Origin of the sequence: Streptomyces griseus, assembly GCF_001715295.1 — a bacterium.
Lineage (GTDB): Bacteria > Actinomycetota > Actinomycetes > Streptomycetales > Streptomycetaceae > Streptomyces > Streptomyces griseus_G.
The window spans coordinates 150,506-176,875 of the sequence record NZ_MDKB01000002.1 but is presented as its reverse complement, the minus strand read 5'-3'; the positions used below and the strand labels follow the sequence as shown (position 1 = coordinate 176,875).

The window sequence follows — 26,370 nt, the reverse complement described above, 5'->3', positions numbered from 1 at the left end:
CCGCGGAGGCGGACGTCATCACGGCTTCGGTGCGCAGCGGGTTGATCTCCGAGACGGCACCGACAAACGTGGTCTTACCCACGCCGAACCCACCCGCCACCACGATCTTCGCCGACGTGGTGGCGCGGGCGGTCCCGCCGCTAGAGCTTGCGAAGTCCACTGAGCACCCTTTCGAGCAGTGTCACATCCGGCGCGCCGCCGGCCTCTCCGTTGCCCGGCTGGTGGATGGCCACCATGCCGGCTTCCGCCAGGTCCGCCACGAGGATCCTGGCCACACCCAGCGGCATGGACAGCAGGGCCGAGACCTCGGCCACCGACTTGACCTCGCGGCAGAGGTGGCAGATCCGCTGGTGCTCCGGGAGCAGGGTCCCGAGGTGAGCGGGGTCTGCCGTCGTGCTGACCAGCGCCTCTATCGCGAGCTGGTAACGCGGCCGGGTCCGGCCGCCGGTCATGGCATAGGGACGGACCAGCGGCTGGTCGCCTTCACCGTCGTACGACGCGTGGTGCAGTGCGCCGTACGGATCAGGTGAGGCGGGTGGCGGGGTCATGAATCCTCCGGGCGTGACAGCAGGGTGTCGCCTTGCCGTCGGAAGGGGCCGGTGGGGGAACTTGGACGGCCGGACGGGTGAGGGTTTTGAGTAGTACCTGGGGGGATCGTGTCAGGTGACTGCCGTGGGGCCGCCTAATGGAGCAGACTTCCCTGTAGTTCGGCACGCAGGTCGGGGGTGAGTACGGTCCCCGCGCGGTCGACCAGGAGAGCCATCTCGTATCCCACCAGGCCGATGTCCGCGTCCGGGTGGGCGAGAACGGCGAGCGAGGATCCGTCCGAGATGGACATGAGGAAGAGGAACCCGCGTTCCATCTCCACGACGGTCTGGCTCACGGCGCCGCCTTCGAAGATCCGGGAGGCTCCCGCCGTCAGCGACGTCAGACCGGAGGCGACGGCCGCCAGCTGATCGGCGCGGTCCCGCGGGAATCCTTCGGACATCGCCAGCAGCAGGCCATCCGCGGAGACCACCACCGTGTGTGACACCCCAGGGGTGTTGTCCACGAAGTTGGTGATCAGCCAGTTCAGATTCTGCGCGGCCTGACTCATGGGGCTCAACTAACGCTCCTGCTGGTGAGTGGGGCCGAGTTGGAAACTGCCGGTAGACGGGCCGTTGTTGGCCTGCCGTCCCTGCTGGATGCCCCGGCGGAGATTGGTCAGACGGCCACGTACGTCATCGGGCGCACGCGAGACCTGAGGTCCGGACTGATGATTCTGCTGCTGAGCGGTGCCCGGCACCAAATTGGCACGTGGCACCCGGCGAGGCAGACCGGACGTGGTGATCCCGCCTGCGGCGGGCTTCTTGACCCGCTCCGCCTGTCGTACGAGTTCGTCGTTGGGCGAAGCGCGCCATGAACTGGTGGCGCCGGTGTCGGCCGCGCCGCGCCGGGGCGCGGACGGAGCCGGGTTCCCGGCGTGCTCCGGAGCGGGCGGTTCCTGCGGCGCGGCGGCGGGCGGCTGCTGGCCGCCCTGCTGCGGGCCGTGGAACCAGTTCGTCTCCAGCGTGTCGTAGAGCGGCGTGCGCCCGTCACCCGGACCGGCCGGCGGCAGGGCCTCCGGCAGCGCCGGGCGGCGCGGCGGCTCGCCCGCGGACGGGGCCGGCACGTGCGGCGCGCCGAAGTCGGGGCCGCCCTGCCGGCGGGGCAGGTGGGTCTGCTGGTGCTGGGGTGCCTGGCCGAAGCCCTGGTCCTGACCACCGAAGCCCCGGTCCTGGGGGTTCTGGCCGAAGCCCTGGCCCGGACCGCCGTAGCCCTGGTTCTGGGGGTCCTGCCCGCCGTAGCCCTGGTTCTGGGGGTCCTGCCCGCCGTAGCCCTGGTCCTGGGAGTCCTGAGCGCCGTAGCCCTGGTGCTGCGGGGCCTGGTGGCCTCCGAAAGCCTGGTCCTGCGGCCTGGGCGCGCCGAAGTCGGGGCGGGCGAACTGCGCCGTGCTCGCCGGGTCCGCACCCTGCGGCGGCTGCGGTGCCGAGAAGTCCGGACGGGCGAACTCCGCCGTCGCGCCCAGTTCGTGACGGTCGTTCATGGGGGCGCGCTGGTCCGGCATGTCGAACGACCGGCCGGGGCCGGGGTTGCCGGGGCGGGTGAACGCGCCCGCGTCGGAGTCCTCGTGGCCGCGCGGGGAGTCCAGCGGCGTGCGCCGGGGCGCACCCTGCTCCTCCACGCCCCAGCTGGTGCTCTGGGGGCGCTGCGGCTGCGAGGGGCCACCGGGCAGTTCCGCCCGCGGCCCGCCGGACGGCGGGAGCTGACGACCGGGGCCGCCAGGCTGCTGGAAGCCGCCCTGGCCGCCCTGGTCGTGCTGTGCCTGCTGCGGCTGAGGGGCCTGGCGTGCGGGCAGGCCGCTCTGCCGGCCGGGCTGACCCGGGCCGGAGTGACCGAACAGGTTCGTGCCGCCCGCTTCCGGGCTGCCGGAGGGGTCCTGCCTGCCGCGGGCGCCCGCCCGGCCGCCGAAGGCGCCGGAGAGCCCGCCGCCCTGACGGGGTGCCTCGGGCCTGCCCTGGCTCGGCAGCCCGGGACCCTGCCGGCCCGCGTCGGCGCCCTGCTGCGGCGGGCGCGGCCCGCCGTCACGGGAGGGCAGCGCGGCCCGGGGGCCCGAGCCCGCACCGACTCCGCGCGAGGCACCCGAACCGAGTCCCTTGGGAGGTGCCGCCGGGCCGTCACCGAGACCGGGGCGCTGGCCGCCGGCCGCACCGGGCGCGCCGGCACCGGCGAGGAGACCGCCGGGAGCACCGCCCTGCGGGCCCTGGCCGGGCTTCGCCGGCGGCTGCTTGCCACCGTGCGCGACCTCCATGGGCAGCATGACCAGCGCGGTCGTACCGCCGGAGTCGGAGGGGCGCAGCTGGATCCGGATGCCGTGACGCAGCGACAGCCGGCCGACCACGAACAGGCCCATGCGGCGGGAGACCGAGACGTCCACGGTGGGCGGCGAGGCGAGCCGCTCGTTGATCGCGGCCAGGTCCTCCGGGGAGAGGCCGATGCCGGTGTCGTGGATCTCGACGAGCACCCGCCCGTCGGGCAGCGCGTGGCCGGTGACCCGGACCTTCGTCTGCGGCGAGGAGAACGACGTGGCGTTCTCCAGCAGCTCGGCGAGCAGGTGCACGAGGTCGTTGACGACGCGGCCGGCCACTTCGGTGGCGGGCACCGCGGCCAGTTCGATGCGCTCGTACTGCTCCACCTCGGAGGCGGCGGCACGGAGGACGTCGACGAGCGGCACGGGCCGCGTCCAGCGGCGGCCGGGCTCCTCGCCCGCGAGGACGAGGAGGTTCTCGCCGTTACGGCGCATACGGGTCGCGAGGTGGTCGAGCTTGAAGAGCGAGGACAGCTGGTCCGGGTCGGCCTCGCGGGACTCGAGTTCGGAGATGAGCGAGAGCTGGCGCTGGATGAGGCCCTGGCTGCGGCGCGAGAGGTTGGTGAACATCGCGTTGACGTTGCCTCGCAGCAGCGCCTGCTCGGCGGCCAGACGGACCGCCTCGCGGTGCACGTCGTCGAAGGCCGCGGCCACCTTGCCGATCTCGTCCCGGGAGTGCACACCGACCGACTCCACGGAGGTGTCGACGTCCTGCGGGTCCGTCTCGGAGAGCTGCTTGACGAGCTCGGGCAGCCGGTCCTGGGCCACCCGGGTCGCGGTGTCCTGGAGCCGCCGCAGGGAGCGGATCATGGACCGCGCCACGACGAAGGCGCCGACCAGTGAGACGCCGAGGACGACGAGGATGACGGCACCGTTGAGGATGGCGTCGCGCTGCGACTCCTCACGCAGCTCACGGGCCTTGCTGTCCATCTGACCCAGCAGGGTCGACTCGATGGTCTTCATGGCCTGGATCTCGTTGGAGGCCTGGTCGTACCAGTCCTTGTACGAGCGGGTCTTGCTGCCCTCCATGCCCAGCGGGCTGTCGAGCACCTTCTTCGCGTACATGTCGGCAGCCGTGATCTCGGGGTTGCCGTTCTCCAGCGGGGCGATGAGCTCCGCCGAGCTGTTGCCGGTGGTCTCGTACGTCGTCTCGAACGTCTTGCGCGCCAGGTCTTCCTTGGTGAGCGCGTTGCGGCCGAAGGCCTGCTCGTTCTCGTCGAGGTCCGTCTTGGTGCTGCCACCGCCGGGCAGGGCCGCCGCGATGACCGCGCGCTGGATCGACGCGTACTCCTTGGAGGAGGAGAAGGCCGCCAGCGCACGGGTCCGCTTGATCATGTCCGGGTTGCTGGTCGCCTGCGCCATGTCCTGCGAAAGGCTCAGCAGCGAGGTGATCAGCTGGCTGTACCGGTCGATCGTGTTGAGGCTGGGCGCGTTCTCGGCGTAGGCGTCCTTGCGGATGCTGGTGATGTCGCCGAGCTGGTTGCCGATCTGGCTGACGCTCGCGTGGATGCTGTCCAGGGCCGCGTCGCCGGGGCTGTTGCCGATCTCGTCGGTGGCCTCGAAGAAGGCGTCCTTGGCCCGGTCGGTCCGCTTCCGGGGTTCGGAGACCTCGAAGTCGGTCGCCTTGCCGCCGTTGGACAGGGGGCCGGCCGAACTGTCGCGCTCCTCCTGGAGCGCGTTGGCCAGCGCGGTCGCCTGCTTGGTCATCTCGGTGAGCAGCTGCATGTGCTCGAGCTGGTCCATGTCGTTCATGGACTCGTTGATGCGCAGTCCGCCCAGCGTGGTCGCCGCGACCACCGGCAGGGCGAGCAGGGAGACCAGACGCGTGCTGATGCGCCAGTTGCGCAGGGCCATGCGGGAGCCGGTGCTGGGGGGTCCGACGGGCTTGAGGGACGGCGCCGCGTCGGCACCTCCGCCCGCCGCTCCCGGGCGCTGGGCCCGGTCGCCGCCCTCGCCGGCCGTGGACTGCCCGGGGGTCTGGGCATGCTGGGGCGAGGAACCGCGGTCGTTCCCGCCGCGCGGCTCCTGATCCGCCGGAGCATCCCCTCGGCCCTGGCGGGGCTGGGGAGACCCCATGCCATCCCTCTTGAAACGTCCCTGCACTAGCGTCGCAACCTCTGGACCAGGCGCCCCTCCCGCTGGTGCGGGCGGGACGGTGTCGGCGTCTCGGGGCGCTGGACGCGCCCCATGGTGGTCGTGAGTGACCGGCGTACTTCCCCCTCCCGCCGCTCACTCGGCGCTGCGTTGCGCCCCTGCGCGCCGGGTCTGAACCCGCGGCGGTGCGTGGAATTCCAGCACAGTGGCGGATCTCCAACAAGGCCCACGTACCGGGCTGTGACCTGGATGACACGGTGTGATGGCTGCGTAACAAGCGGTGGGTCGCGTTCCGGGGTAAACCGGATGATTAAGGGCGTGCTCCCTGGCGCTCCGGGGTGTCCCAGTCGACATGATCGGCAGCGGAATGAGAGATTCACTGACGCATTGTCCGTTTTGGCTCACCCCGTCAATCGCCCGCTATGGGTGATTTGTCGACAACTTCGTGAGCAAACTCACATCATGATCGCCGTCTCATCCCGGCTCCGAGGGGGAATCGGATGTTTAGCCTGGCGCTTTACAGGGATAGCGAAACCGACAACCGGCGCCCCCTCCGGGCGGCGCCCCGGCGACAAGGGTCCGAACGGCAGATGAAGACGACGATGATGTTCCGCGCTATTGCCAACCCCCGGCGCACCACGCTGGCGCACCTCAAGGACGCCGAGTCGCTGCGCACGCCGGAGCGGCCGGAGCACGCGGTCGACCTGCCCACCCAGACGGCCAACCCCCGCCGCACCATCCTCATGGAAGCCCCCGCCACGGCCGGCGACTGACACCCCGGGCCGGCGCACTCACCCGCACGGCGTCCTCCCGCGTCGCCCCCGCGCCGGGGCGCCCCCGTGTCCCCCGGCACCAAGCCCTGGTGGCCCCGCTGCCAGGGCTTCCCGTTGTGCCCCGGCCGCAGGCGCAGGACGGCGCTCCCGCCAGGGGGAACCGCGCCGGGCGAGGCGATAGCCTGGAGCGTCAGTCTTCAGCCAGCCAGTAAGTGAGGGGCGACAGCATCCCGTGCGCATCGCCAGGTTCTCCATCGACGGCAATGTCGCCTTCGGCGCGGTCGAGGGCGACAGCCCCGACAGCCTCGTCCTCGACATCATCAAGGGCATCCCGTACGCCGACTTCGAACTCTCCGGGACCAAGGTCCCGCTGAAGAAGGTCCGGCTGCTGCCGCCCGTGCTCCCCAACAAGGTCGTGGCCATCGGCCGCAACTACGCGGAACACGCCGCCGAACTCGGCAACGAGGTCCCGGATGTGCCGGTCGCCTTCTTCAAGCCCACCACCTCCGTGATCGGCTCCGGCGACGCCATCGAGTACCCCTCCTTCTCCGAGGAGCTGCACCACGAGGCGGAGCTGGCCGTGGTCATCGGCCGCATGTGCCGTGAGGTCCCGCGTGAGCGCGTCAAGGACGTCATCTTCGGTTACACCTGCGCCAACGACGTCACCGCCCGCGACGTCCAGCGCCGCGAGAACCAGTGGGCCCGGGCGAAGGGCTTCGACAGCTCCTGCCCCCTGGGGCCCTGGGTGGAGACGGACGTCGACCCCTCCGACCTGGCGATCCAGGCCACGGTCAACGGCGAGCAGCGCCAGCTCGGACGCACGAGCGACATGGTCCGGACCGTCGAGGACCTGGTCGTCCACATCACCGAGGCCATGACGCTGCTCCCGGGCGACGTGATCCTCACCGGGACCCCCGCAGGGGTCGGACCTCTGCACGTCGGCGACGAGGTCGCCGTCACCATCGAAGGCATCGGCACTCTCACCAACAAGGTGATCAAGCGTGGTTAACGCACCTGTCCGCGTACGTTTCTGTCCCTCCCCGACCGGCAACCCCCACGTGGGCCTGGTCCGGACGGCCCTCTTCAACTGGGCCTTCGCCCGGCACCACCAGGGCACCCTCGTCTTCCGCATCGAGGACACCGACGCGGCCCGCGACTCCGAGGAGTCCTACGACCAGCTGCTGGAGTCGATGCGGTGGCTCGGCCTGGACTGGGACGAGGGCCCCGAGACCGGCGGCCCGCACGCGCCGTACCGCCAGTCGCAGCGGATGGACCTCTACAAGGACGTCGCCGGCAAGCTGCTGGCCGGCGGGTACGCCTACCCCTGCTACTGCACCACCGAGGAGCTCGACACCCGCCGTGACGCCGCCCGCGCGGCCGGCAGGCCCTCCGGGTACGACGGCCACTGCCGCGACCTGAGCGACGAGCGGAAGGCCGCGTACGAGGCCGAGGGCCGTACCCCGATCATCCGGTTCCGGATGCCCGACGAGGCGATCACCTTCACCGACCTGGTCCGCGGCGACATCACCGTCCAGCCGGAGAACGTGCCGGACTACGGCATCGTCCGCGCCAACGGGGCCCCGCTCTACACACTGGTCAACCCGGTCGACGACGCGCTGATGGAGATCACCCACGTCCTGCGCGGCGAGGACCTGCTCTCCTCCACCCCGCGCCAGATCGCGCTGTACCGGGCACTCATCGAGCTGGGCATCGCCAAGGACACCCCCGCCTTCGGTCACCTCCCCTACGTCATGGGGGAGGGCAACAAGAAGCTCTCCAAGCGCGACCCGCAGGCCTCGCTCAACCTCTACCGCGAGCGCGGGTTCCTGCCCGAGGGACTGCTCAACTACCTCTCGCTGCTGGGCTGGTCGATCGCCGAGGACCGCGACATCTTCACCCGCGACGAGCTGGTCGCCGCGTTCGACATCGCCGACGTCAACGCCAACCCGGCGCGCTTCGACCTGAAGAAGTGCGAGCACATCAACGCCGAGCACCTGCGCGCGATGGACGTGAAGGCGTTCACCGAGGCATGCGGTCCGTGGCTGAAGGCTCCGTTCGCCCCCTGGGCCCCCGAGGCGTTCGACGCGGCGCAGTTCGCCGAGATCGCCCCGCACGCCCAGACCCGTGTGACGGTCCTCTCCGACATCACGGCCAACGTCGACTTCCTCTTCCTGGACGAGCCCGTCGAGGACGAGGCGTCCTGGAACAAGGCCATGAAGGAGGGCTCCGACGCCCTCCTCGTGACGGCCCGCGCCGAGTTGATCGCCGCCGAGTGGAACGCCGAGGCACTCAAGTCCGCCGTCCTGGCCGCCGGCGAGCAGCACGGCCTGAAGCTCGGCAAGGCGCAGGCCCCGGTCCGCGTGGCCGTCACCGGCCGTACGGTCGGCCTGCCGCTCTTCGAGTCCCTGGAGATCCTGGGCCGCGAGAAGACCATCGCCCGCATCGACGCCGCGCTGGCCAGGCTGGCCGCGTAGTCCCTGCCCCGGGTGGGCGGTCACGGGTGCGTCCCGTGACCGCCCACCGGTGTTTTCCGGACGGGACGGTGCCCGTCCGCGGCGGAGTTCCGGCACTGTGCGGCGGACGGCGGGGATGAGCGGTACGTTCGGGAGCATGGCCATCCGCGCCGTCCTCTGGGACATCGACGACACGATCTTCGACTACTCGGGGGCCGACCGCGTCGGGATGCGCAAGCATCTGGAGACCGAGGGTCTGCCCGAGGGGTACGCGTCCACGCAGCAGGCCCTGGACGCCTGGAAAGCGGTCACGGACGTGCAATGGGCGCGCTTCGCGGCCGGTGAGATCGACTTCCCGGGGCAGCGGCGGGAGCGCGTACGGGCATTCCTGGGGCGGTGGCTGAGCGACGGGGAGGCGGACAGCTGGTTCGGCCGGCATGCCGCCCACTACGAGGCTGCCTGGCAGCTCTTCCCCGACACCGTGCCGGTCCTGGACCGGCTGGCAGGAAGCTTCCGGCATGCCGTCCTGTCGAACTCCAGCATCCACAACCAGGACCGCAAGCTGCGGGCGCTCGGTGTGCGGGACCGCTTCGAGGCGGTCGTGTGCGCCGTGGAGCTGGGGGTCTCCAAGCCGGAGGCGGCGGCCTTCCACGCCGCGTGCCGGGCGCTTGCCCTGCACCCGCACGAGGTGGCGTACGTCGGCAACGAGCCCGACATCGACGCGGGTGGCGCCGTGGCCGCGGGGCTCACCGGAATCTGGCTGGACCGGGAAGGGCTCGGCGGCCGGCCCGAGCTGGTCCGGATCACCGGGCTCGACGAGCTTCCCGGCCTGCTGGCGGGCGATACCCGTTTTGGAGCGCCGGACACCTTCAGGTAATGTTCTTCCTGCGCCGCCCGAGCGGGCCGGAAGATCCGGTCGGGAAGCGCGACAGGGACAAGACCCTCAGGGGTTGCGTTTCAGTGGGCTATGGTGTAATTGGCAACACTACGGTTTCTGGTACCGTCATTCTAGGTTCGAGTCCTGGTAGCCCAGCGCAAGATCGAAGTACAAGCCCCCGTTGTGTAGCGGCCTAGCACGCTGCCCTCTCACGGCAGTAGCGCCGGTTCGAATCCGGTCGGGGGTACAGATCCATCCCGCGAGAACGTCAGGGTCGCACCCATGCTCCCGCGGAGACATCATCCGGCTCACACCGGATGAGGATCGCTAGGGCCCCCGTTGTGTAGCGGCCTAGCACGCTGCCCTCTCACGGCAGTAGCGCCGGTTCGAATCCGGTCGGGGGTACGTGAATCACCATGGGCTATGGTGTAATTGGCAACACTACGGTTTCTGGTACCGTCATTCTAGGTTCGAGTCCTGGTAGCCCAGCGCAAGACCGTAGGACAAGCCCCCGTTGTGTAGCGGCCTAGCACGCTGCCCTCTCACGGCAGTAGCGCCGGTTCGAATCCGGTCGGGGGTACAACACGGTAGTACGGAAAGGCCCTTCACCTCGGTGGAGGGCCTTCTTCGTGTCGGTTGACCGGCGCGTCCGCAGGGCTCCGTGAGGCGGGCTCCCGCTCATCTCCGTTGTGACGCGGATGACTTGGGGCCGCCACGACGCTGGGGCGGCCGGAAGGAGCGGTGCGGATGTCAGCCGTTGCGGCGCAGTGCCTCGCTCAGCCGGGCGGCCGAGTCGATGACCGCCTGGGCGTGCATCCGGCCGGGATGCCGGGTGAGCCGCTCGATCGGCCCGGAGACGGAGACGGCGGCGACCACGCGGTTCGACGGTCCGCGGACCGGAGCCGAGACCGAGGCCACACCGGGCTCGCGCTCACCGATCGACTGGGCCCAGCCCCGGCGCCGCACCCCCGACAGCGCCGTCGCCGTGAAGCGGGCGCCCTGCAGGCCCCGGTGCAGGCGCTCCGGTTCCTCCCAGGCCATCAGGATCTGCGCGGAGGAGCCCGCCTTCATCGTGAGCGTGGAGCCCACCGGCACGGTGTCCCGCAGTCCGGACAGCCGCTCCGCGGCGGCCACGCAGATCCGCATGTCACCCTGCCTGCGGTAGAGCTGCGCGCTCTCGCCCGTGATGTCGCGCAGATGCGTGAGCACCGGCCCGGCCGTCGCCAGGAGGCGGTCCTCGCCGGCCGCGGCCGCGAGCTCCGCCAGCCGGGGGCCGAGAATGAAACGGCCCTGCATGTCCCTCGCCACCATGCGGTGGTGTTCGAGTGCCACGGCCAGCCGATGTGCCGTGGGCCGTGCGAGCCCTGTCGCCGCGACCAGCCCGGCGAGGGTGGCCGGACCGGACTCCAGGGCGCTCAATACCAGAGCTGCCTTGTCGAGAACGCCGACGCCGCTAGAGTTGTCCATACGACGATACTCGCGTCTCACTCTGTGAAACGCAAGTTCAATTTTCCCCGGAAGTTGCGAACCTGTACGGGCGGCCCCACCACGGCTCGTAGTCGCCGCCCCGCTCGGGGGTCCGGACGGTGGCGCACCGAAATCTCTAGTTGGGCCGGCGAGGACGCCGGCCGGAGGGAAAGCGATGGGTAGGACACTCGCGGAGAAGGTCTGGGACGATCACGTCGTCCGGCGCGCGGAGGGCGAGCCCGACCTTCTCTTCATCGATCTGCACCTGCTGCACGAGGTGACCAGCCCGCAGGCGTTCGACGGCCTGCGTCAGGCCGGCCGGCCGGTGCGGCGCCTCGACCTCACCATCGCCACCGAGGACCACAACACCCCGACCCTCGACATCGACAAGCCGATCGCCGACCCGGTCTCGCGCGCCCAGCTGGAGACCCTGCGCAAGAACTGCGCGGATTTCGGCGTCCGGCTGCACCCGCTCGGCGACGTCGAGCAGGGCGTCGTGCACGTGGTGGGCCCCCAGCTCGGCCTGACCCAGCCCGGCACCACGGTCGTCTGCGGTGACTCCCACACCTCCACCCACGGCGCGTTCGGTGCGCTGGCCTTCGGGATCGGCACCAGTCAGGTCGAGCACGTCCTGGCCACCCAGACCCTGCCGATGGCCCGCCCCAGGACGATGGCGATCACCGTCGAGGGTGAACTCCCCGACAGCGTCACCGCCAAGGACCTGATCCTGGCGATCATCGCCCGGATCGGCACCGGCGGCGGCCAGGGCTACATCATCGAATACCGCGGATCCGCCATCGAGAAGCTCTCGATGGAGGCCCGGATGACCATCTGCAACATGTCGATCGAGGCGGGCGCCCGCGCGGGCATGATCGCCCCGGACGCCACCACCTTCGACTACCTGCGGGGCCGCGACCACGCCCCCACGGGTGAGGACTGGGACGCCGCCGTCGCGTACTGGAAGACGCTGCGCACCGACGACGACGCCGTCTTCGACGCCGAGGTCGTCATCGACGCCGCGGAACTTGCGCCGTTCGTCACCTGGGGCACCAACCCCGGTCAGGGCGCGCCCCTGTCGGCCAGTGTCCCCGACCCGGCTTCGTACGAGGACGCCTCGGAGCGTCACGCCGCCGAAAAGGCCCTGGAGTACATGGGGTTGACTGCCGGGCAGCCGCTGCGCGCGATCAGCGTGGACACCGTCTTCGTAGGTTCGTGCACCAACGGCCGCATCGAGGACCTGCGCAACGCCGCCTCGGTCATCGAGGGCCGCAAAGTCGCCGACGGCGTACGGATGCTGGTCGTCCCCGGATCCGTCCGGGTGGCCCTGCAGGCCGTGGAGGAGGGCCTGGACAAGGTCTTCACCGCCGCCGGCGCCGAATGGCGGCACGCGGGCTGCTCGATGTGCCTCGGCATGAACCCCGACCAGCTGGCCCCCGGCGAGCGCTCCGCCTCCACCTCGAACCGCAACTTCGAGGGCAGGCAGGGCAAGGGCGGCCGCACCCACCTCGTCTCACCGCAGGTCGCCGCCGCCACCGCCGTGCTGGGCCGTCTGGCCTCGCCCGCCGACCTGTCCGAAGCCCGTACGCCTGCCGGAGTCCGATAGCCATGGAAGCATTCACCGCACACACCGGCCGGGCCGTCCCGTTGCGCCGCAGCAACGTCGACACCGACCAGATCATCCCCGCGCACTGGCTGAAGAAGGTCACCCGCGACGGCTTCGAGGACGGTCTGTTCGAGGCCTGGCGCAAGGACGGGGACTTCGTCCTCAACCGCCCCGAGCGCGAGGGCGCCTCGGTCCTGGTGGCCGGCCCCGACTTCGGTACGGGCTCCTCCCGCGAGCACGCGGTCTGGGCCCTGCAGAACTACGGCTTCAGGACCGTCATCTCCTCGAGGTTCGCCGACATCTTCCGCGGCAACTCGCTGAAGAACGGCCTGTTGACCGTCGTCCTCGACCAGGCGGTCGTCGACCGGCTGTGGGAGATCACGGAGGCCGACCCGACGGCCGAGATCACCGTCGACCTGGAGAAGCGCCAGGTCCTGGCCGACGCCCCCGACGGATCCACGCTGACAGCCGCCTTCGAGCTCGACGAGAACGCCCGCTGGCGACTGCTGAACGGCCTCGACGACATCAGCCTCACCCTTCAGAACGAAGCGGACATCGCAACGTACGAGGCGGCCAGGCCGTCCCACAAACCGCGCACGATCGACGCCTGAGCAGCGCTTTTCCCGCACTGCGCCCTCTGCCTGCCGGCAGGGGGCGCAGTCGCTTGTTGAGACCCCCTCGGGCGACAACTCGCCCCAGATGGCACAATCGGTGCATGGGACGCGACAGCCAACTCGAGCTCTACGGCATCGTCGCCGACCGACTGAAGGAAGCGCACGCGAAGGTGCGTGCACTGCAAGTCCCGGAGGACGTACGGATGGCGCTCTCCCGGAAGCTGATGGTCGTCACGGCCGCGGCTAAGCACGATCTCCCTGGCGCGGCAAGGCGTCTGGACCGGTTGATGAAGGACCTCGATGAGGGCCGATTCCCCGAAGGTGACTGACTCCGCGGAACAGCGCGGCGGTCGACTTCGTTGCGGCACTAGGGTGATTAGCCCGTTTCGTGTTTGATTTGCGGTATATATCTGCCTAACGTGCGAAAAGGCCTGAACGGTATGGTTCCGGCAATGTCTCCGAAGGGGAAGACGTGAACAAGGCGCAGCTCGTAGAAGCGATTGCCGACAAGGTCGGTGGCCGTCAGCAGGCCGCTGACGCCGTCGATGTGGTGCTCGACGCGATCGTCCGTGCGGTTGTCGCGGGGGATCGTGTCTCGGTCACCGGCTTCGGCTCGTTCGAGAAGGTCGACCGCCCCGCCCGGTACGCCCGCAACCCGCAGACGGGCGAGCGCGTACGGGTCAAGAAGACGTCCGTGCCGCGTTTCCGTGCGGGACAGGGCTTCAAGGACCTGGTGAGCGGCTCCAAGAAGCTTCCCAAGGGGGGCGAGGTGTCCGTCAAGAAGGCGCCCAAGGGCAGCCTGTCGGGCGGTTCTTCCACCCGTACGACGGCGAAGGCGGCCGCGAAGAAGGCCACCGCCAAGAAGGCCACGGCGCGCAAGAGCACGGCCGCGGCGAAGAAGACCGCGCCCGCCGCCAAGCAGGCCACCGCGAAGAAGACCTCTGCGGCGGCGAAGAAGGCCACCCCGGCGGCGAAGAAGACCGCCCCGGCGAAGAAGGCCACGGCGAAGAAGACCGTCGCCGCCAAGACCGCGCCCGCCAAGAAGACCACGGCGAAGAAGGCGCCCGCGAAGAAGACCACGGCACGCACCACCGCGGCCAAGAAGGCCACCGCACGCAAGAAGTGAGACCGGGCGCCGCTCGCTTCTCCTACGCACCGGGCCGGGCTCCCCTCGGGGAGCCCGGCCCGCGGGCTGTCAGGAGCCGCTCAGAGCGTCTGGAGGGTCACCAGGGTGATGCGCAGCGAGGCGCCCTCGCCCTCGGTCTCGATCCGTACCCGCTGCCCCGGCCGCAGCAGCCGCAGGCCGCCCGCGTCGAAGGCGGGGGCGTCGAAGTCCACCGGGGTGCCGTCGTCGAGGAGCACACTGCCGGTCCGGGTCCCTGGGTCGTACGTGTACGAGGTCGCCTGCATGTACCGCAGCCTACGGGTTGTCCCGCACTTCCCGGTGGACCGGTGCGCGGCGCCGGACGCGGGGCATGGCAGGGCGGAGGTGCGTCCGCATACGTGCCGCAGGGGGACGTCTTGGCAACGCGGCGAGGTGCCGTAGCTGTCGTCGCGCGCCCGCCGGGAAGCGCGGGACAGCCCTCAGCGGTCGGCGACCGGGACGGCGGAGGCCGTCAGATCGGCGGTGAACCGCCCCACGCCCAGCGCCAGGGCCACGCGCAGGTCGTCGCCCGTGTCCACGTCCCTGCGCACGGAATCGAGGCCGGGAGCCGCGATCTCTCCCGCGCCCGAGGCGAGGTGCCGGGCCCGGGACGGCCCGCCGAACGACGGCCGCAATTCCACTCCGGGCATCGCCGACAGAAATGTCGTGCCGATTCCCTGTGCGTCGCTGACGAATGCGCGGGGGAATGCGGAAGCGAAATCGAGTACCCGCGCCAATTCACCGGGACGCAGTGCGGGGAGGTCGGCGTTGAGCGCGGCCACCGCCGCGGCGGGCCGTTGCGAGAGCACCGACCGCGCGCCGTGCTCCAGAGCCGCGTCGAGCCCGGCCGCCGGCGAGTCCGCCACCGTGCGAGCCCCGAGCGCGGCCAGCGCCGGGCCGGCCACGGGATCGTCCGTGACGACCACCACATCACGTACCGCCGGGCAGGACAGCGCCGCCGACACCGTGTCGAGGGCGAACGCCAGGGCGAGGCGCGGGCGCAGCTCCTCGCCCGTCGTACGCCCCAGCCTGCTCTTGGCCCGTGCGAGCGGTTTGAGCGGGACGACCAGGGACCAGGGGCCGGTCGGGTCGGTGTTCGTGGCGATCTCCCTCTCCGTACGCGTCCGGACTTCCGCGGCCGTTATTCTCGCCTGCCGGTGGGACGACCCGGAGGTCCGCCCCCACCGGTGAGGCGTACGGTGTTCTCCACACGAGAGGGTCCCGGGGCGGCACGTCACCGCCGTCGGCCCGGCAGCAGACCAGCTCCTAGAGGAAGGCGTCCGAGTGTCCCGCCGCAGAATCGGCTTCTGGTACCGCCTGGCGGCAGCCATCGCAAAACCACCCCTGGTGGTTCTGTTCAAGCGCGACTGGCGGGGGATGGAACACATTCCGGCCGAGGGCGGATTCATCACCGCCGTCAATCACAACTCCTACCTCGACCCGCTGTCGTACGGACACTTCCAGTACAACACCGGCCGGGTGCCGAGGCTTCTCGCGAAGGCCGGACTCTTCAGGACGCCCTTCGTCGGAATGATCCTGCGCGGCACCGGGCAGATCCCCGTCTACCGTGAGACGACCGACGCGCTCGATGCCTTCCGCGCCGCCGTCGCCGCCATCGAACGGGGCGAATGCGTCGCCTTCTACCCCGAGGGCACCCTTACCCGTGACCCCGACATGTGGCCGATGGCCGGCAAGACCGGCGCCGCCCGGGTCGCGTTGATGACCAAGGCCCCCGTCATCCCCGTCGCCCAGTGGGGCGCCAACCACGCGATGCCGCCCTACGCCAAGGAGAAGCGGCTCCGGCTGTTCCCCCGCAAGACCCTCTCGGTGCAGGCCGGGCCGCCGGTCGACCTCTCCCGCTTCTACGGTCTGGAGCAGACCCCCGAGGTGCTGCGTCAGGCGACCGAGGCGATCATGGCGGCCGTCACGGCCGAGCTGGAGGACCTGCGCGGCGAGAAGGCCCCGGCCGAGCTCTACGATCACCGTAAGGCCCGTGCGCAGCAGCGGCGCAAGGCACAGGGAAAGGGATCCACGTGACGCACCCCGGCAAAGCGGCCGTCTTCGGAACCGGCTCATGGGGTACGGCCTTCGGCGTGATCCTCGCCGACGCGGGCTGCGAGGTCACCCTCTGGGGCCGTCGCGCCGAAGTCGCCGAGGCGGTCAACACGACGCACACCAACCCCGGCTACCTGCCGGGAATTCAGCTCCCCGCCTCGGTCCGGGCCACCACCGACGCGGCGGAGGCCCTGCGGGGCGCCGACTTCGCGGTCCTGGCCGTGCCCTCGCAGACCCTGCGCGCCAACCTCGCCGACTGGACACCGCACCTGGAGGCGGGCACGGTCCTCGTCTCCCTGATGAAGGGGGTCGAACTCGGCACCGCGAAGCGGATGAGCGAGGTCGTCGAGGACGTCACCGGGGCCACAGCCGACCGCATCGCCGTCGTCACCGGGCCCAACCTCGCCAAGGAGATCGCCGAACGCCGGCCCGCGGCCGCCGTCGTGGCCTGCGCCGACGAGGCCGTCGCCCGGCGTCTCCAGGCCGCCTGCCACACCCCGTACTTCCGTCCCTACACCAACACCGACGTGGTCGGCTGCGAGCTCGGCGGCGCGGTGAAGAACGTGATCGGCCTCGCCGTGGGCATCGCCGACGGCATGGGCCTCGGCGACAACGCCAAGGGCTCGCTCATCACCCGCGGCCTCGCCGAGACCACCCGGCTGGGCCTCGCCATGGGCGCCGACCCGCTGACGTTCTCCGGACTCGCGGGGCTGGGTGACCTGGTGGCGACCTGCTCCTCGCCGCTGTCGCGCAACCACACCTTCGGCACCAACCTCGGCCGCGGGATGACGCTCCAGGAGACCGTCGCCGTCACCAACCAGACCGCCGAGGGCGTCAAGTCCTGCGAATCCGTGCTCGATCTGGCGCGCAGGCACGGGGTCGACATGCCGATCACCGAGACGGTCGTCGGAATCGTCCACGAGGGCAAGTCGCCGGTCGTCGCGGTCAAGGAGCTGATGTCGCGCAGCGCCAAGCCCGAGCGACGCTGACTCGAGCCCTACCAGCAGGTACGCTCGACGCGATATGAGCAGCCAGAACCTCCCCCAGAGCCCTGAGAGCCCCGAGAGCTCCGAGAGCTCCGCGCGCCCCGAGCAGCGCCGGAAGCCGCGTGTGGCCGTCGTCTTCGGCGGCCGGAGCTCCGAACACGGCATCTCCGTCGTCACGGCCGGCGCCGTCATGAGGGCCGTCGACCGGACGAAGTACGACGTCCTGCCGATCGGTATCACCAGGGACGGGCGGTGGGTCCTCACGGCCGACGATCCGGCCCGCATGGCGATCGCGGACCGGCAGGTGCCCGACGTGGACCAGCTGGCCGAGTCCGCGAACGGATCCGTGACGCTCTCCGTCGACCCCGGCAACCGCCACGTCCTCGTCAGCGAGCCGGGGGCGCTGCCGAGGGAGCTCGGCGAGGTCGACGTCGTCTTCCCCGTGCTGCACGGGCCGTACGGCGAGGACGGCACGCTGCAGGGCCTCCTGGAGCTCTCCGGTGTCCCTTACGTCGGCGCGGGCGTCCTCGCCTCGGCGGTCGGCCAGGACAAGGAGTACATGAAGCGGGTGTTCACCTCCTTCGGGCTGCCGGTCGGCCCGTACGAGGTCGTCCGCCCCCGCGAGTGGGAGTCGGACCGGCCCGCGGCACGCAAGCGCCTCATGGAGTTCGCCGCCGAACACGGCTGGCCCCTGTTCGTGAAGCCCGCCCGCGGCGGCTCCTCCGTGGGTATCAGCAAGGTCGACGACCCCTCCGGCCTCGACGAGGCGATCGAGGAGGCCCGTCGGCACGACCCCAAGTTCCTGGTGGAGTCCCTGCTGCGCGGCCGTGAGATCGAGTGCGGCGTGCTGGAGTTCGAGGACGGGCCCCGCGCGAGTGTCCCCGCCGAGATTCCTCCGGTCACCGCCCACGACTTCTACGACTTCGAGGCCAAGTACATCGACTCGGCGGCCGGGCTGGTGCCCGCGCCCCTGACCGAGGAGCAGACCGCCGAGGTGCGGCGGCTCGCCGTCGAGGCCTTCGACGCCACGTCCTGCGAAGGCCTGGTGCGCGCCGACTTCTTCCTCACCGAGGACGGCGACTTCGTCATCAACGAGATCAACACCATGCCGGGCTTCACTCCGATCTCCATGTTCCCCCGCATGTGGCAGGAGAGCGGCGTGGACTACGCGGAGCTGGTGGACCGGCTCATCCAGGCGGCGCTCAACCGCTCCACCGGGCTGCGCTGATCCGTGCCGGGGCGGGTGCCCCGCGAGGTCCCGCCCCGGCCGGGGCGGGACCTCGCGGGGGCATCGGGAACGTGGCCGGGGACGTCCGCGTACGGGGACGACGCCCGCCACGCGCCCGCACGCACCGGACGACGCCTGCCGGGGGCGGACGCGACGGGCAGGCCTCAGAGGCTGTCGGGGACCGTCTTCCTGACAGGTGCGGCGAACGCCGACAGCGGGGTGATGTCGTGGGCGTACGCCGTCGAGAGCGTGACCTCGACGTATGCCTTGCGGTACGTCGTCGTGAACCGGGGGCCGGCGTCACCCCGCTGCTCCAGCAGCCAGTTGACGCCGTCCGCGTCGACCGCCTTGGACTGGGCGTCATCCATCTTCGTGGGCCGGGGGACCCCGCAGCGCAGTACGATCGCCCCGTCCCCCCAGCCGGCGGTCAGTACCGACTCCGGTCCGGGATCACTCCGCTCCAGGCCGGTGACGGTCCTGGGCAGCTCCTTGTGCAGCGCCTCGCAGTACGCGGCTTCCTCCGGCGAGGGCGTGGGGACCGCGACCGAGGGAGCCGCGTCCCCCGCGGAGCAGCCCGCCGCGGCCAGGACGGCCAGAGCGGCGGACGGACCGAGCAGTACGGAGCGGCGGAACCGGCGGCAGCTGTACGTCACCGGCCCAGCGTAGACGGGGGTCAGAGGTGGACGATCGGGCAGGTCAGGGTTCGGGTGATGCCGTCCACCTGCTGGACCTTGGCGACCACCATGCGACCGAGGGCGTCGACCGTGTCGGCCTGCGCGCGCACGATCACGTCGTAGGGGCCTGTGACGTCTTCCGCCTGGATCACTCCCGGGAGTTTCGCGATGGTCTCGGCGACGAACGACGCCTTGCCCACCTCGGTCTGGATGAGGATGTACGCCTGTACCACGGAACCTCCAGGGCGGCCACGAGGATCATGTGGGGGAAAGGGACGCCACGGTATCGCGTCGCCGCGGGCCGCGGGGAGACCTGCGGGCCGGTTGACGCCGACGGTGTGGCGTACGCACCACAGAAGTTGACGTATCTCCTGACGTTACCGACAGCGGCGAGGGCCCGCGACCGCGAGCCCGCCGGAGCGGAAGAGGGACGATGCCCGTACGCCGTGGGGCTGCCGGCACCCGTCACCAGCCCGTCCACGGCCCGGACAACCGGCCGCCGAAGCAGCCCGGACACCTGTCCGGTGCGATAGATGAGAGGTGAGACTCGGTGAAGGGAACCGTGGGCGAGTTGGGGGAGTTCGGGCTCATCAGAGAGCTCACGTCCCGGCTCACCACCACTCCGGCGGTGCGACTGGGACCCGGCGACGACGCCGCGGTCGTGGCCGCCCCCGACCGCAGGGTCGTGGCCAGTACGGACATCCTGCTGGAAGGGCGGCACTTCCGCCGCGACTGGTCGACGGCGTACGACGTCGGGCGCAAGGCGGCCGCGCAGAACCTCGCGGACATCGCGGCCATGGGCGCCGTACCGACCGCGCTGCTCCTGGGCCTGGTCGTACCCGCCGATCTCCCCGTCACCTGGGCCACCGAGCTCATGGACGGGCTGCGGGACGAGTGCCAGGTCGCCGGAGCGGCCGTCGTCGGCGGAGACGTCGTGGGCGGTGACACCATCACCGTCTCGATCACCGCGCTCGGCGACCTGCGCAACCACGAGCCCGTCACCCGGGCCGGCGCCCGGCCCGGTGACGTGGTGGCCGTCACCGGCTGGCTCGGCTGGTCGGCCGCCGGGTTCGCCGTGCTGTCCCGGGGCTTCCGCTCGCCGCGCGCCTTCGTGGAGGCCCATCGGCGGCCCGAACCGCCCTACCACGCGGGCCCCGCGGCCGCGGGGCTCGGTGCCACCGCGATGACCGACGTCAGTGACGGGCTCGTCGCCGATCTCGGGCACATCGCGGAGGCCAGCAAGGTCCGCATCGATCTGCGCTCGGGGCTGATCGACATCCCCTCGCAGATGTCCGACATCGGGCAGGCCGTCGGCGTCGACCCGCTGCAGTGGGTGCTCACCGGGGGGGAGGACCACGCGATCGTGGCCACGTTCCCGCCGGACGTGAAGCTCCCGGCCCGCTGGAAGGTGATCGGCGAGGTCCTCAACCCGTCGGCCCTGCCGCAGGTCACCGTCGACGGGGCGCCGTGGACGAGCAAGGGCGGCTGGGACCACTTCGGGTCGATAGAGGACGCCCAGTAGATTGCCGGTCATGACCGCAACCACCGCTGTACCGCCCCGCGTGCTCACCGTCGCCGGATCCGATTCCGGCGGCGGTGCGGGGATCCAGGCGGACCTGAAGACGATGCTCGCCCTCGGCGCGCACGGGATGAGCGTGCTGACCGCGGTGACGGCCCAGAACTCGCTGGGCGTGCAGGGGGCCTGGGACCTCCCGGTGGAGGCCGTGCGTGCCCAGTACCGCAGCGTCGTCGACGACATCGGCGTCCAGGCCGTGAAGACCGGCATGCTGTCCTCGGCCGCGCTCGTCGGGACCGTCGCCGCGCTCCTCGCGGAGACGGACGCCCCCGTCGTCGTGGATCCGGTGGGAGTCTCCAAGCACGGCGACGCGCTGCTCGCGGCCGAGGCACTGGACTCCGTACGCACCGCACTGCTGCCCCGTGCGACGGTGGCCACCCCGAACCTCGACGAGGTGGCCCAGCTCACCGGTGTCGAGGTCACCGACGAACAGGGGATGCGGCGCGCCGCCGCCGCGATGCTCTCCTACGGGCCGCGCTGGGTGGTCGTCAAGGGCGGTCACCTGCCGGGCGAGGCCGTGGACCTCCTGACGGACGGCAGCGAGGAACACTGGCTGCGCGCACCCCGGCACGGCAACCGGCACACCCACGGCACGGGGTGCACCCTGGCGTCCGCGATCGCGTGCGGGCTCGCCCGGGGCCAGGACGTGCCCACCGCCGTACGGGGCGCCAAGGCGTACGTCACCGGCGCGATCCGGGCGGGGTTCGCGCTGGGCGGCGGCATCGGCCCCGTCGACCACGGGTGGGCGGCCCGCACCCGTACGGCGGCCGGCTGACGCGCACCGCCCCCCGGCCGGGTCACACCTGCTCCGGAGCGCAGCAAAAGGCCGGTCCACCGAGATGGACCGGCCTTTTGGGCAACCGGAAGGCTGCGCTACGACGGGGACGTCAGCGCGCGACCTTGCCGGCCTTGATGCACGAGGTGCAGACGTTGAGCCGCTTCGGCGTCCGACCGACCACGGCACGCACGCGCTGGATGTTGGGATTCCAGCGACGGGACGTACGGCGGTGCGAGTGCGAAATGCTGTTGCCGAAGCTCGGCCCCTTGCCGCAAACGTCGCAGTTGGCAGCCACGGGTCACTCCAAAGACTTCAGATGCACTTACAGTGAATTCCGGCGCGCCGGAATCATTTTACTGAAGTGGCGGTACCGGAGGAATGGCCCGACTCTCGCCGGGCAACCGAAGCAGCATACAACGCCTGCTCCGGAGATACGAAACTACCACGGGTTGCCGGGCCGGCTGTCCCGCCCCTGTCCCCGGCGGACGCTCCCCGCAGGACTACCCTGCGGTGCAGCCCGCCCCCCCACGGCCGCCCCAAGGAGGACCGACGGTGCCGCAGCCCCCCGACGATGTGGACGCCGTCGCGGTGCGCACCTGGTGCTCCCTGGCCCTGGAGACACTGGGCCGCGAGCGCCGGGCGATCGACGCGATCAACGTCTTCCCGGTCGCCGACGGGGACACCGGTACCAACCTCTACCTGACCGTCGAGTCGGCGGCGGCGGCCGTCGAGGCCGTCTTCGCCGCCCACGAGACCGGCAGCACCTCGCCCGCCCGCGCCGACGCCGTACGCGCCATGGCGCACGGGGCGCTGATCGGCGCTCGCGGCAACTCCGGGACCATCCTCGCCCAGTTGCTGCGCGGCATGGCCGGCGTGCTCGCCGAGGGCGGCGACGCGGACCACCTGCGCAGGGCGCTGACCGAGGCGGCCGCCGCCGCCCGGCAGGCCGTCGCCCACCCCGTCGAGGGCACCGTACTGACCGTGGCCACCGCGTCCGCCGAAGCCGCGGCGGCCACCGCCCCGGCCACGGACCTCGCAGAGGTGCTCGAAGCCGCCTACGAGGGGGCGCTCAACGCGCTGGCCGCGACCCCCGCCCGGCTCGCCGTCCTCGGGCGCGCGGGCGTCGTGGACGCCGGCGGGCAGGGCCTGGTGGCCGTCCTCGGGGCGCTGCTGGAGGCGGTCGGCGGCCGGGCCCCCGCGCGGGCGGTGAGGACGGCGGACCCGGACACGCTGCTCCTGACCGGGAACTGCGCCGAACCGGACCCGGAGGGCGGCCCCGCCTTCGAGGTGATCTACCTGCTGGAGGCCGGGGACGACGCCGTCGCCCGGCTGCGCGGCCGGCTCGACGCCCTGGGGGAGTCCCTCGTGGTGGTCGGCGGCGACGGCCTGTGGAACGTCCACGTCCACGTCGACGACGCCGGGGCGGCCGTCGAGGCCGGGGTCGAGGCCGGCCGGCCCTACCGCATCCGGATCACCCACTTCGCCGCCGACCGCGTCAGGACCCGCCAGGAGCCGGCTCAGCGCGCGGTCGTCGTGGTCGTCCCCGGCGACGGGCTCTCGGGCCTCTGCGCGGAGGCGGGGGCCACCGCCGTGCTGGCGCGCCCGGGAGAGCCGCCCGCGAGCGGGGAGCTGGTCGACGCGATCCGCCGGGCCCACGCCCGCGAGGTGGTGCTGCTGCCCAACGACGCCCGGCTGCGCCACACCGCCGCCGCGGCCGCCGAGCAGGCCAGGTCCGAAGGCGTCCGCGTGGCCCTCGTACCCACTCGCGCCGCCGTCCAGGGGCTCGCCGCGCTCGCCGTCCACGAACCGGACCGCAGCTTCGACGAGGACGTCGTCGCCATGACGGCGGCGGCGGGCGCCACCCGGTACGCCGAACTGGCCGTCGCCGAACGGCAGTCGTGGACCACGGCCGGCGTCTGCCAGGCCGGTGACGTCCTCGGCCTGATCGACGGGGACGTCGCCGTGATCGGCGAGGACGTCCCCGGCACCGCCCGCACGGTCCTGGACCGGATGCTGTCGGCGGGCGGCGAACTCGTCACCCTCGTCCTCGGCGAGGACGTCCCCGACACCGTCGCCGACGCCCTGTGCGCACACGTCCGCGACGGTCACCTGGCCGTCGACACGGTGGTCTACCGGGGCGGCCACCCGACAGCACCCCTGCTGATCGGCGTCGAGTGACGCCCCTTCGCGGTGCGGCGTCCCGCGACATCTGTCAGTGGTGTGGTGTGCAATGGACCGCGTGTCCGCTTTCGACGAACCCCTGAAGAAGCTGCTCGGCGGAGCCACCGCGAAGGTGATGGCCGAACACCTCGACCTGCACACCGTCGGTGACCTGCTGCACCACTACCCGCGGCGCTACGAGGAGCGCGGCCGGCTCACGGCGCTCGCCGAGCTCCCGCTGGACGAGCACGTGACGGTCGTCGCCCAGGTCGCCGACGCGCGGATCATGATGTTCAACAACGGCCGCGGCAAACGCCTCGAAGTCACTCTCACCGACGGCAGCGGCAGGCTCCAGCTGGTCTTCTTCGGACACGGCGTCCACAAGCCCCACAAGGAGCTCCTCCCCGGGCGGCGCGCGATGTTCGCCGGCAAGGTCTCCGTCTTCAACCGCAGGATGCAGCTCGCCCACCCCACGTACCAACTCCTCGACGCCCATGACGAGGACGAGGCGACCGAGGCCGTGGGCGCCTTCGCCGGGCAGCTCCTGCCGATCTACCCGGCCTGCAAGCAGCTCGACTCCTGGCGTATCGCCAAGGCCGTCGACACCGTCCTGCCGAGTGCGGGGGAGGCCGTGGACCCGCTGCCGGCGTCCCTGCGCGAAGGACGCGGGTTCGTCCCGCTGCCCGAGGCCCTGCTCAAGATCCACCGCCCGCACACCAAGGCGGACATCGCCGCCGCGCGCGAGCGGCTGCGGTGGGACGAGGCCTTCGTCCTCCAGGTGGCCCTCGCCCGCCGCCGGTACGCGGACAAGCAGCTCCCGGCGGTCGCCCGGGGAGCCGTCGCCGACGGCCTCCTCGACTCCTTCGACGCCGGACTCCCCTTCACCCTCACCGCGGGTCAGCAGAAGGTCACCGAGGAGATCTTCGGCGACCTCGCGACCGAGCACCCCATGCACCGGCTGCTCCAGGGCGAGGTGGGCTCCGGCAAGACCCTGGTCGCCCTGCGCGCCATGCTCCGCGTCGTCGACACCGGCGGGCAGACCGCGCTGCTCGCCCCCACCGAGGTCCTCGCCCAGCAGCACCACCGTTCCGTCACCGAGATGATGGGCGAGCTGGCCGGGAACTGGGGACTGTGGAGCGAAGCGCCGCTCGACGAGGGGCGCCCGCCGGGCGGCGGCTCGGCCCGGGGCACCAAGGTCGTCCTGCTGACCGGCTCCATGGGCACCGCGGCCCGCCGTCAGGCACTGCTCGACCTGGCCACCGGAGAGGCCGGCATCGTCATCGGCACCCACGCGCTGATCGAGGACAAGGTGAAGTTCCACGACCTCGGCCTCGTCGTCGTCGACGAACAGCACCGCTTCGGCGTGGAGCAGCGCGACGCCCTGCGCTCGAAGGGGAAGCAGCCGCCTCACCTCCTCGTGATGACCGCCACCCCCATCCCCCGTACGGTCGCGATGACGGTCTTCGGCGACCTGGAGACCTCCGTCCTGGACCAGTTGCCGGCCGGCCGTTCGCCCATCGCCAGCCATGTGGTCCCGGCCAAGGACAAACCCCACTTCCTCAGCCGCGCCTGGGAGCGCGTCCGCGAGGAGACCGAGAACGGCCACCAGGCGTACGTGGTGTGCCCCCGTATCGGCGACGACGCCGACGAGGCGGAGGGGAAGAAGGGGAAGAAGAAGCAGGCGGCCCCCGAGGACGACGCCGAGAAGCGCCCGCCGCTCGCGGTCCTGGAGATCGCGGACCAGCTCTCCCGGGGGCCGCTGGCAGGTCTGCGGATCGAGGTGCTCCACGGCAGGATGCACCCCGACGACAAGGACGCCGTGATGCGCCGGTTCGCCGCCGGCGAGGTCGACGTGCTGGTCGCCACCACCGTCATCGAGGTCGGGGTCAACGTCCCCAACGCCACCGCGATGGTCATCATGGATGCCGACCGCTTCGGCGTCTCCCAGCTGCACCAGCTGCGCGGACGGGTCGGGCGCGGCTCGGCCCCCGGCCTCTGCCTGCTGGTCAGCGAGGCCCACGAGGCGAGTCCCGCCAGGGCCCGGCTCTCTGCGGTCGCCGCCACCCTCGACGGCTTCGAGCTCTCCCGGATCGACCTCGAACAGCGCCGCGAGGGCGATGTCCTCGGCCAGGCCCAGTCCGGTGTCCGCTCGTCCCTGCGGGTCCTCAGCGTCATCGACGACGAGGAGGTCATCGCGGCGGCCCGCGAGGAGGCCGTCCGCGTCGTCGCGGCCGACCCGGACCTCGGCGGGCTGCCGGAACTGCGCACCGCGCTGGACGCCCTGCTGGACAAGGAGCGTGAGGAGTACCTCGACAAGGGGTGAGGCCCCCGTCCGCCCCGACGCCATATCGTGGGAGCAGGCGCGCGTCCCGTCCTGCGCGCCGCCCGCGACCCGAGGAACCAGACACCCATGACCCGCGTGATCGCAGGTGAGGCCGGCGGCCGCCGCCTGGCCGTCCCGCCCGGCACCGGCACCCGCCCCACCTCCGACCGGGCACGCGAGGGCCTGTTCTCCACGTGGGAGGCGCTCCTGGGCACGCTCGACGGCATCCGTGTCGCCGATCTGTACGCCGGCTCCGGCGCGGTGGGCCTGGAGGCACTCTCGCGCGGGGCGGCCCACGCGCTGCTGGTCGAGGCCGACGCCAGGGCCGTCCGCGTCGTCCGTGACAACGTCCGCACCCTGGGCCTGCCGGGAGCCGAGGTCCGGGCCGGCAGAGCCGAACAGATCGTGACAGGTCCGGCACCGGAGACGCCGTACGACGTGGTGTTCCTCGATCCGCCGTACGCCGTCACCGATGGCGATCTTGGCGAGATCCTGCTCACACTCCGTGCTCAGGGGTGGCTCTCCGGCGAAGCCCTCGTCACGGTGGAACGGAGCACACGAGGCGGAGAGTTCAGCTGGCCGCCGGGATTCGAGCCACTGCGGGCCCGTCGTTACGGCGAGGGAACGCTTTGGTACGGTCGCGCCGCTTCCACGTGCGACGACGCACGATGACCGCAC

General features: G+C 71.5%; 25 protein-coding genes, 5 tRNA genes and 1 pseudogene. 21 read left to right on the top strand and 10 right to left on the bottom strand.

Going from position 1 to position 26,370, the window contains the following annotated elements:
• The 4 genes and pseudogenes from BA175_RS29340 to BA175_RS07420 all read right to left on the bottom strand — a co-directional run.
• A pseudogene (locus BA175_RS29340) lies at nucleotides 1-160 on the bottom strand (ATP/GTP-binding protein); the annotation flags it as partial.
• A complete protein-coding gene (locus BA175_RS07430) occupies nucleotides 141-548 on the bottom strand; it encodes a DUF742 domain-containing protein (protein ID WP_003966010.1) in 408 nt (135 codons plus the stop codon). The pseudogene BA175_RS29340 and the gene BA175_RS07430, both read right to left, overlap by 20 nt.
• A 134-nt stretch (nucleotides 549-682) precedes the next feature.
• On the bottom strand, nucleotides 683-1,096 hold the full coding sequence (locus BA175_RS07425; protein WP_006127850.1) for a roadblock/LC7 domain-containing protein: 414 nt from the start codon (nucleotides 1,094-1,096) through the stop codon (nucleotides 683-685).
• A gap of 9 nt (nucleotides 1,097-1,105) precedes the next feature.
• Entirely contained in the window at nucleotides 1,106-4,963 is a 3,858-nt protein-coding gene (locus BA175_RS07420) for a sensor histidine kinase (protein ID WP_069170499.1), read from the bottom strand.
• A gap of 608 nt (nucleotides 4,964-5,571) precedes the next feature.
• Here BA175_RS07420 and BA175_RS07415 point away from each other — a divergent pair.
• The 9 genes from BA175_RS07415 to BA175_RS07375 all read left to right on the top strand — a co-directional run bounded on the left by BA175_RS07415 (nucleotide 5,572) and on the right by BA175_RS07375 (nucleotide 9,664).
• The gene (locus tag BA175_RS07415; protein ID WP_069171995.1) at nucleotides 5,572-5,754 is read left to right on the top strand and encodes a hypothetical protein; all 183 of its coding nucleotides are present in this window, start codon (nucleotides 5,572-5,574) and stop codon (nucleotides 5,752-5,754) included.
• A 232-nt stretch (nucleotides 5,755-5,986) separates the two neighbouring features.
• Nucleotides 5,987-6,763, top strand: coding sequence for a fumarylacetoacetate hydrolase family protein (locus BA175_RS07410; RefSeq protein ID WP_069170498.1), 777 nt, complete (start codon nucleotides 5,987-5,989; stop codon nucleotides 6,761-6,763).
• Nucleotides 6,756-8,228 (top strand): glutamate--tRNA ligase, encoded by a 1,473-nt coding sequence (gene gltX, locus BA175_RS07405; protein ID WP_069170497.1) that lies wholly within the window; start codon nucleotides 6,756-6,758, stop codon nucleotides 8,226-8,228. The genes BA175_RS07410 and gltX overlap by 8 nt, the downstream gene beginning before the upstream one ends.
• 136 nt (nucleotides 8,229-8,364) lie before the next feature.
• On the top strand, nucleotides 8,365-9,084 hold the full coding sequence (locus BA175_RS07400) for an HAD family hydrolase (protein ID WP_069171994.1): 720 nt from the start codon (nucleotides 8,365-8,367) through the stop codon (nucleotides 9,082-9,084).
• An 84-nt stretch (nucleotides 9,085-9,168) separates the two neighbouring features.
• Nucleotides 9,169-9,240, top strand: a tRNA-Gln gene (locus BA175_RS07395).
• 18 nt (nucleotides 9,241-9,258) lie between these two features.
• A tRNA-Glu gene (locus BA175_RS07390) sits at nucleotides 9,259-9,331 on the top strand.
• Between the two features lie 85 nt (nucleotides 9,332-9,416).
• Nucleotides 9,417-9,489: transfer RNA gene (locus BA175_RS07385), tRNA-Glu, on the top strand.
• 12 nt (nucleotides 9,490-9,501) lie between these two features.
• Nucleotides 9,502-9,573 (top strand) — tRNA-Gln (locus BA175_RS07380).
• An 18-nt stretch (nucleotides 9,574-9,591) separates the two neighbouring features.
• Nucleotides 9,592-9,664, top strand: a tRNA-Glu gene (locus BA175_RS07375).
• 170 nt (nucleotides 9,665-9,834) lie between these two features.
• Here the strand turns inward: BA175_RS07375 and ndgR are convergent.
• Nucleotides 9,835-10,551 (bottom strand): IclR family transcriptional regulator NdgR, encoded by a 717-nt coding sequence (ndgR, locus tag BA175_RS07370; protein WP_030928691.1) that lies wholly within the window; start codon nucleotides 10,549-10,551, stop codon nucleotides 9,835-9,837.
• Nucleotides 10,552-10,726: 175 nt separating this feature from the next.
• Between ndgR and leuC the strand changes: the two genes are divergently transcribed.
• The 4 genes from leuC to BA175_RS07350 all read left to right on the top strand — a co-directional run bounded on the left by leuC (nucleotide 10,727) and on the right by BA175_RS07350 (nucleotide 13,894).
• A complete protein-coding gene (leuC, locus tag BA175_RS07365; RefSeq protein ID WP_069170496.1) occupies nucleotides 10,727-12,154 on the top strand; it encodes a 3-isopropylmalate dehydratase large subunit in 1,428 nt (475 codons plus the stop codon).
• Between the two features lie 2 nt (nucleotides 12,155-12,156).
• Complete coding sequence (leuD, locus tag BA175_RS07360) at nucleotides 12,157-12,765, top strand: 3-isopropylmalate dehydratase small subunit (protein WP_069170495.1); 609 nt, start codon at nucleotides 12,157-12,159, stop codon at nucleotides 12,763-12,765.
• A 104-nt stretch (nucleotides 12,766-12,869) separates the two neighbouring features.
• Entirely contained in the window at nucleotides 12,870-13,097 is a 228-nt protein-coding gene (locus tag BA175_RS07355) for a hypothetical protein (protein WP_069170494.1), read from the top strand.
• A gap of 143 nt (nucleotides 13,098-13,240) precedes the next feature.
• Nucleotides 13,241-13,894, top strand: a complete 654-nt coding sequence (locus tag BA175_RS07350) for an HU family DNA-binding protein (RefSeq protein ID WP_069170493.1) — start codon at nucleotides 13,241-13,243, stop codon at nucleotides 13,892-13,894.
• A gap of 80 nt (nucleotides 13,895-13,974) precedes the next feature.
• Here the strand turns inward: BA175_RS07350 and BA175_RS07345 are convergent, their stop codons facing one another.
• Entirely contained in the window at nucleotides 13,975-14,178 is a 204-nt protein-coding gene (locus BA175_RS07345; RefSeq protein ID WP_069170492.1) for a hypothetical protein, read from the bottom strand.
• A 174-nt stretch (nucleotides 14,179-14,352) separates the two neighbouring features.
• Nucleotides 14,353-15,057, bottom strand: coding sequence for a 2-phospho-L-lactate guanylyltransferase (cofC, locus tag BA175_RS07340; protein WP_069171993.1), 705 nt, complete (start codon nucleotides 15,055-15,057; stop codon nucleotides 14,353-14,355).
• A gap of 139 nt (nucleotides 15,058-15,196) precedes the next feature.
• Between cofC and BA175_RS07335 the strand changes: the two genes are divergently transcribed.
• The 3 genes from BA175_RS07335 to BA175_RS07325 are packed head-to-tail and all read left to right on the top strand — an operon-like array spanning nucleotide 15,197 to nucleotide 18,181.
• Entirely contained in the window at nucleotides 15,197-15,949 is a 753-nt protein-coding gene (locus BA175_RS07335; RefSeq protein ID WP_069170491.1) for a lysophospholipid acyltransferase family protein, read from the top strand.
• Entirely contained in the window at nucleotides 15,946-16,956 is a 1,011-nt protein-coding gene (locus tag BA175_RS07330; protein WP_069170490.1) for an NAD(P)H-dependent glycerol-3-phosphate dehydrogenase, read from the top strand. Before BA175_RS07335 ends, BA175_RS07330 begins: the two co-directional genes overlap by 4 nt.
• A gap of 34 nt (nucleotides 16,957-16,990) precedes the next feature.
• Nucleotides 16,991-18,181 carry a D-alanine--D-alanine ligase family protein gene (locus tag BA175_RS07325; RefSeq protein WP_069170489.1) on the top strand — a complete coding sequence of 397 codons (1,191 nt, stop codon included), beginning with the start codon at nucleotides 16,991-16,993 and terminating at the stop codon, nucleotides 18,179-18,181.
• Nucleotides 18,182-18,345: 164 nt separating this feature from the next.
• On the opposite strand, the gene BA175_RS07320 is transcribed toward BA175_RS07325, so the two are convergent.
• Together BA175_RS07320 and BA175_RS07315 are read right to left on the bottom strand one after the other, a co-directional pair.
• Complete coding sequence (locus tag BA175_RS07320; protein WP_069170488.1) at nucleotides 18,346-18,834, bottom strand: DUF3515 domain-containing protein; 489 nt, start codon at nucleotides 18,832-18,834, stop codon at nucleotides 18,346-18,348.
• A gap of 20 nt (nucleotides 18,835-18,854) precedes the next feature.
• The gene (locus BA175_RS07315; RefSeq protein ID WP_069170487.1) at nucleotides 18,855-19,088 is read right to left on the bottom strand and encodes an Lrp/AsnC family transcriptional regulator; all 234 of its coding nucleotides are present in this window, start codon (nucleotides 19,086-19,088) and stop codon (nucleotides 18,855-18,857) included.
• A gap of 317 nt (nucleotides 19,089-19,405) precedes the next feature.
• Here BA175_RS07315 and BA175_RS07310 point away from each other — a divergent pair, with 317 nt between their 5' ends.
• Together BA175_RS07310 and thiD are read left to right on the top strand one after the other, a co-directional pair.
• Nucleotides 19,406-20,377, top strand: coding sequence for a thiamine-phosphate kinase (locus BA175_RS07310; RefSeq protein WP_069170486.1), 972 nt, complete (start codon nucleotides 19,406-19,408; stop codon nucleotides 20,375-20,377).
• Between the two features lie 10 nt (nucleotides 20,378-20,387).
• Nucleotides 20,388-21,206, top strand: a complete 819-nt coding sequence (gene thiD, locus BA175_RS07305) for a bifunctional hydroxymethylpyrimidine kinase/phosphomethylpyrimidine kinase (RefSeq protein ID WP_069171992.1) — start codon at nucleotides 20,388-20,390, stop codon at nucleotides 21,204-21,206.
• A 112-nt stretch (nucleotides 21,207-21,318) separates the two neighbouring features.
• Here thiD and rpmB read toward each other — a convergent pair whose 3' ends face one another.
• Complete coding sequence (gene rpmB / locus BA175_RS07300; protein ID WP_003965989.1) at nucleotides 21,319-21,504, bottom strand: 50S ribosomal protein L28; 186 nt, start codon at nucleotides 21,502-21,504, stop codon at nucleotides 21,319-21,321.
• Between the two features lie 257 nt (nucleotides 21,505-21,761).
• Here rpmB and BA175_RS07295 point away from each other — a divergent pair, with 257 nt between their 5' ends.
• The 3 genes from BA175_RS07295 to rsmD all read left to right on the top strand — a co-directional run bounded on the left by BA175_RS07295 (nucleotide 21,762) and on the right by rsmD (nucleotide 26,364).
• Nucleotides 21,762-23,387 carry a DAK2 domain-containing protein gene (locus BA175_RS07295; RefSeq protein WP_069170485.1) on the top strand — a complete coding sequence of 542 codons (1,626 nt, stop codon included), beginning with the start codon at nucleotides 21,762-21,764 and terminating at the stop codon, nucleotides 23,385-23,387.
• A gap of 52 nt (nucleotides 23,388-23,439) precedes the next feature.
• Nucleotides 23,440-25,692 (top strand): ATP-dependent DNA helicase RecG, encoded by a 2,253-nt coding sequence (gene recG, locus BA175_RS07290; RefSeq protein ID WP_069170484.1) that lies wholly within the window; start codon nucleotides 23,440-23,442, stop codon nucleotides 25,690-25,692.
• Between the two features lie 87 nt (nucleotides 25,693-25,779).
• Nucleotides 25,780-26,364: a 16S rRNA (guanine(966)-N(2))-methyltransferase RsmD gene (gene rsmD / locus BA175_RS07285; protein WP_069170483.1), complete on the top strand. Its 585-nt coding sequence runs from the start codon at nucleotides 25,780-25,782 to the stop codon at nucleotides 26,362-26,364.
• Nucleotides 26,365-26,370: the final 6 nt, after the last annotated feature.

Excerpts from the sequence above, each read along its gene's own strand:
- BA175_RS07430 (WP_003966010.1), bottom strand. The coding sequence starts at position 548 with ATGACCCCGCCACCCGCCTCACCTGATCCGTACGGCGCACTGCACCAC.
- BA175_RS07425 (WP_006127850.1), bottom strand. The coding sequence starts at position 1,096 with ATGAGTCAGGCCGCGCAGAATCTGAACTGGCTGATCACCAACTTCGTG.
- BA175_RS07420 (WP_069170499.1), bottom strand. The coding sequence starts at position 4,963 with ATGGGGTCTCCCCAGCCCCGCCAGGGCCGAGGGGATGCTCCGGCGGAT.
- BA175_RS07415 (WP_069171995.1), top strand. The coding sequence starts at position 5,572 with ATGAAGACGACGATGATGTTCCGCGCTATTGCCAACCCCCGGCGCACC.
- BA175_RS07400 (WP_069171994.1), top strand. The coding sequence starts at position 8,365 with ATGGCCATCCGCGCCGTCCTCTGGGACATCGACGACACGATCTTCGAC.
- ndgR (WP_030928691.1), bottom strand. The coding sequence starts at position 10,551 with ATGGACAACTCTAGCGGCGTCGGCGTTCTCGACAAGGCAGCTCTGGTA.
- leuC (WP_069170496.1), top strand. The coding sequence starts at position 10,727 with ATGGGTAGGACACTCGCGGAGAAGGTCTGGGACGATCACGTCGTCCGG.
- leuD (WP_069170495.1), top strand. The coding sequence starts at position 12,157 with ATGGAAGCATTCACCGCACACACCGGCCGGGCCGTCCCGTTGCGCCGC.
- BA175_RS07355 (WP_069170494.1), top strand. The coding sequence starts at position 12,870 with ATGGGACGCGACAGCCAACTCGAGCTCTACGGCATCGTCGCCGACCGA.
- BA175_RS07345 (WP_069170492.1), bottom strand. The coding sequence starts at position 14,178 with ATGCAGGCGACCTCGTACACGTACGACCCAGGGACCCGGACCGGCAGT.
- BA175_RS07325 (WP_069170489.1), top strand. The coding sequence starts at position 16,991 with ATGAGCAGCCAGAACCTCCCCCAGAGCCCTGAGAGCCCCGAGAGCTCC.
- thiD (WP_069171992.1), top strand. The coding sequence starts at position 20,388 with ATGACCGCAACCACCGCTGTACCGCCCCGCGTGCTCACCGTCGCCGGA.
- recG (WP_069170484.1), top strand. The coding sequence starts at position 23,440 with ATGGACCGCGTGTCCGCTTTCGACGAACCCCTGAAGAAGCTGCTCGGC.
- rsmD (WP_069170483.1), top strand. The coding sequence starts at position 25,780 with ATGACCCGCGTGATCGCAGGTGAGGCCGGCGGCCGCCGCCTGGCCGTC.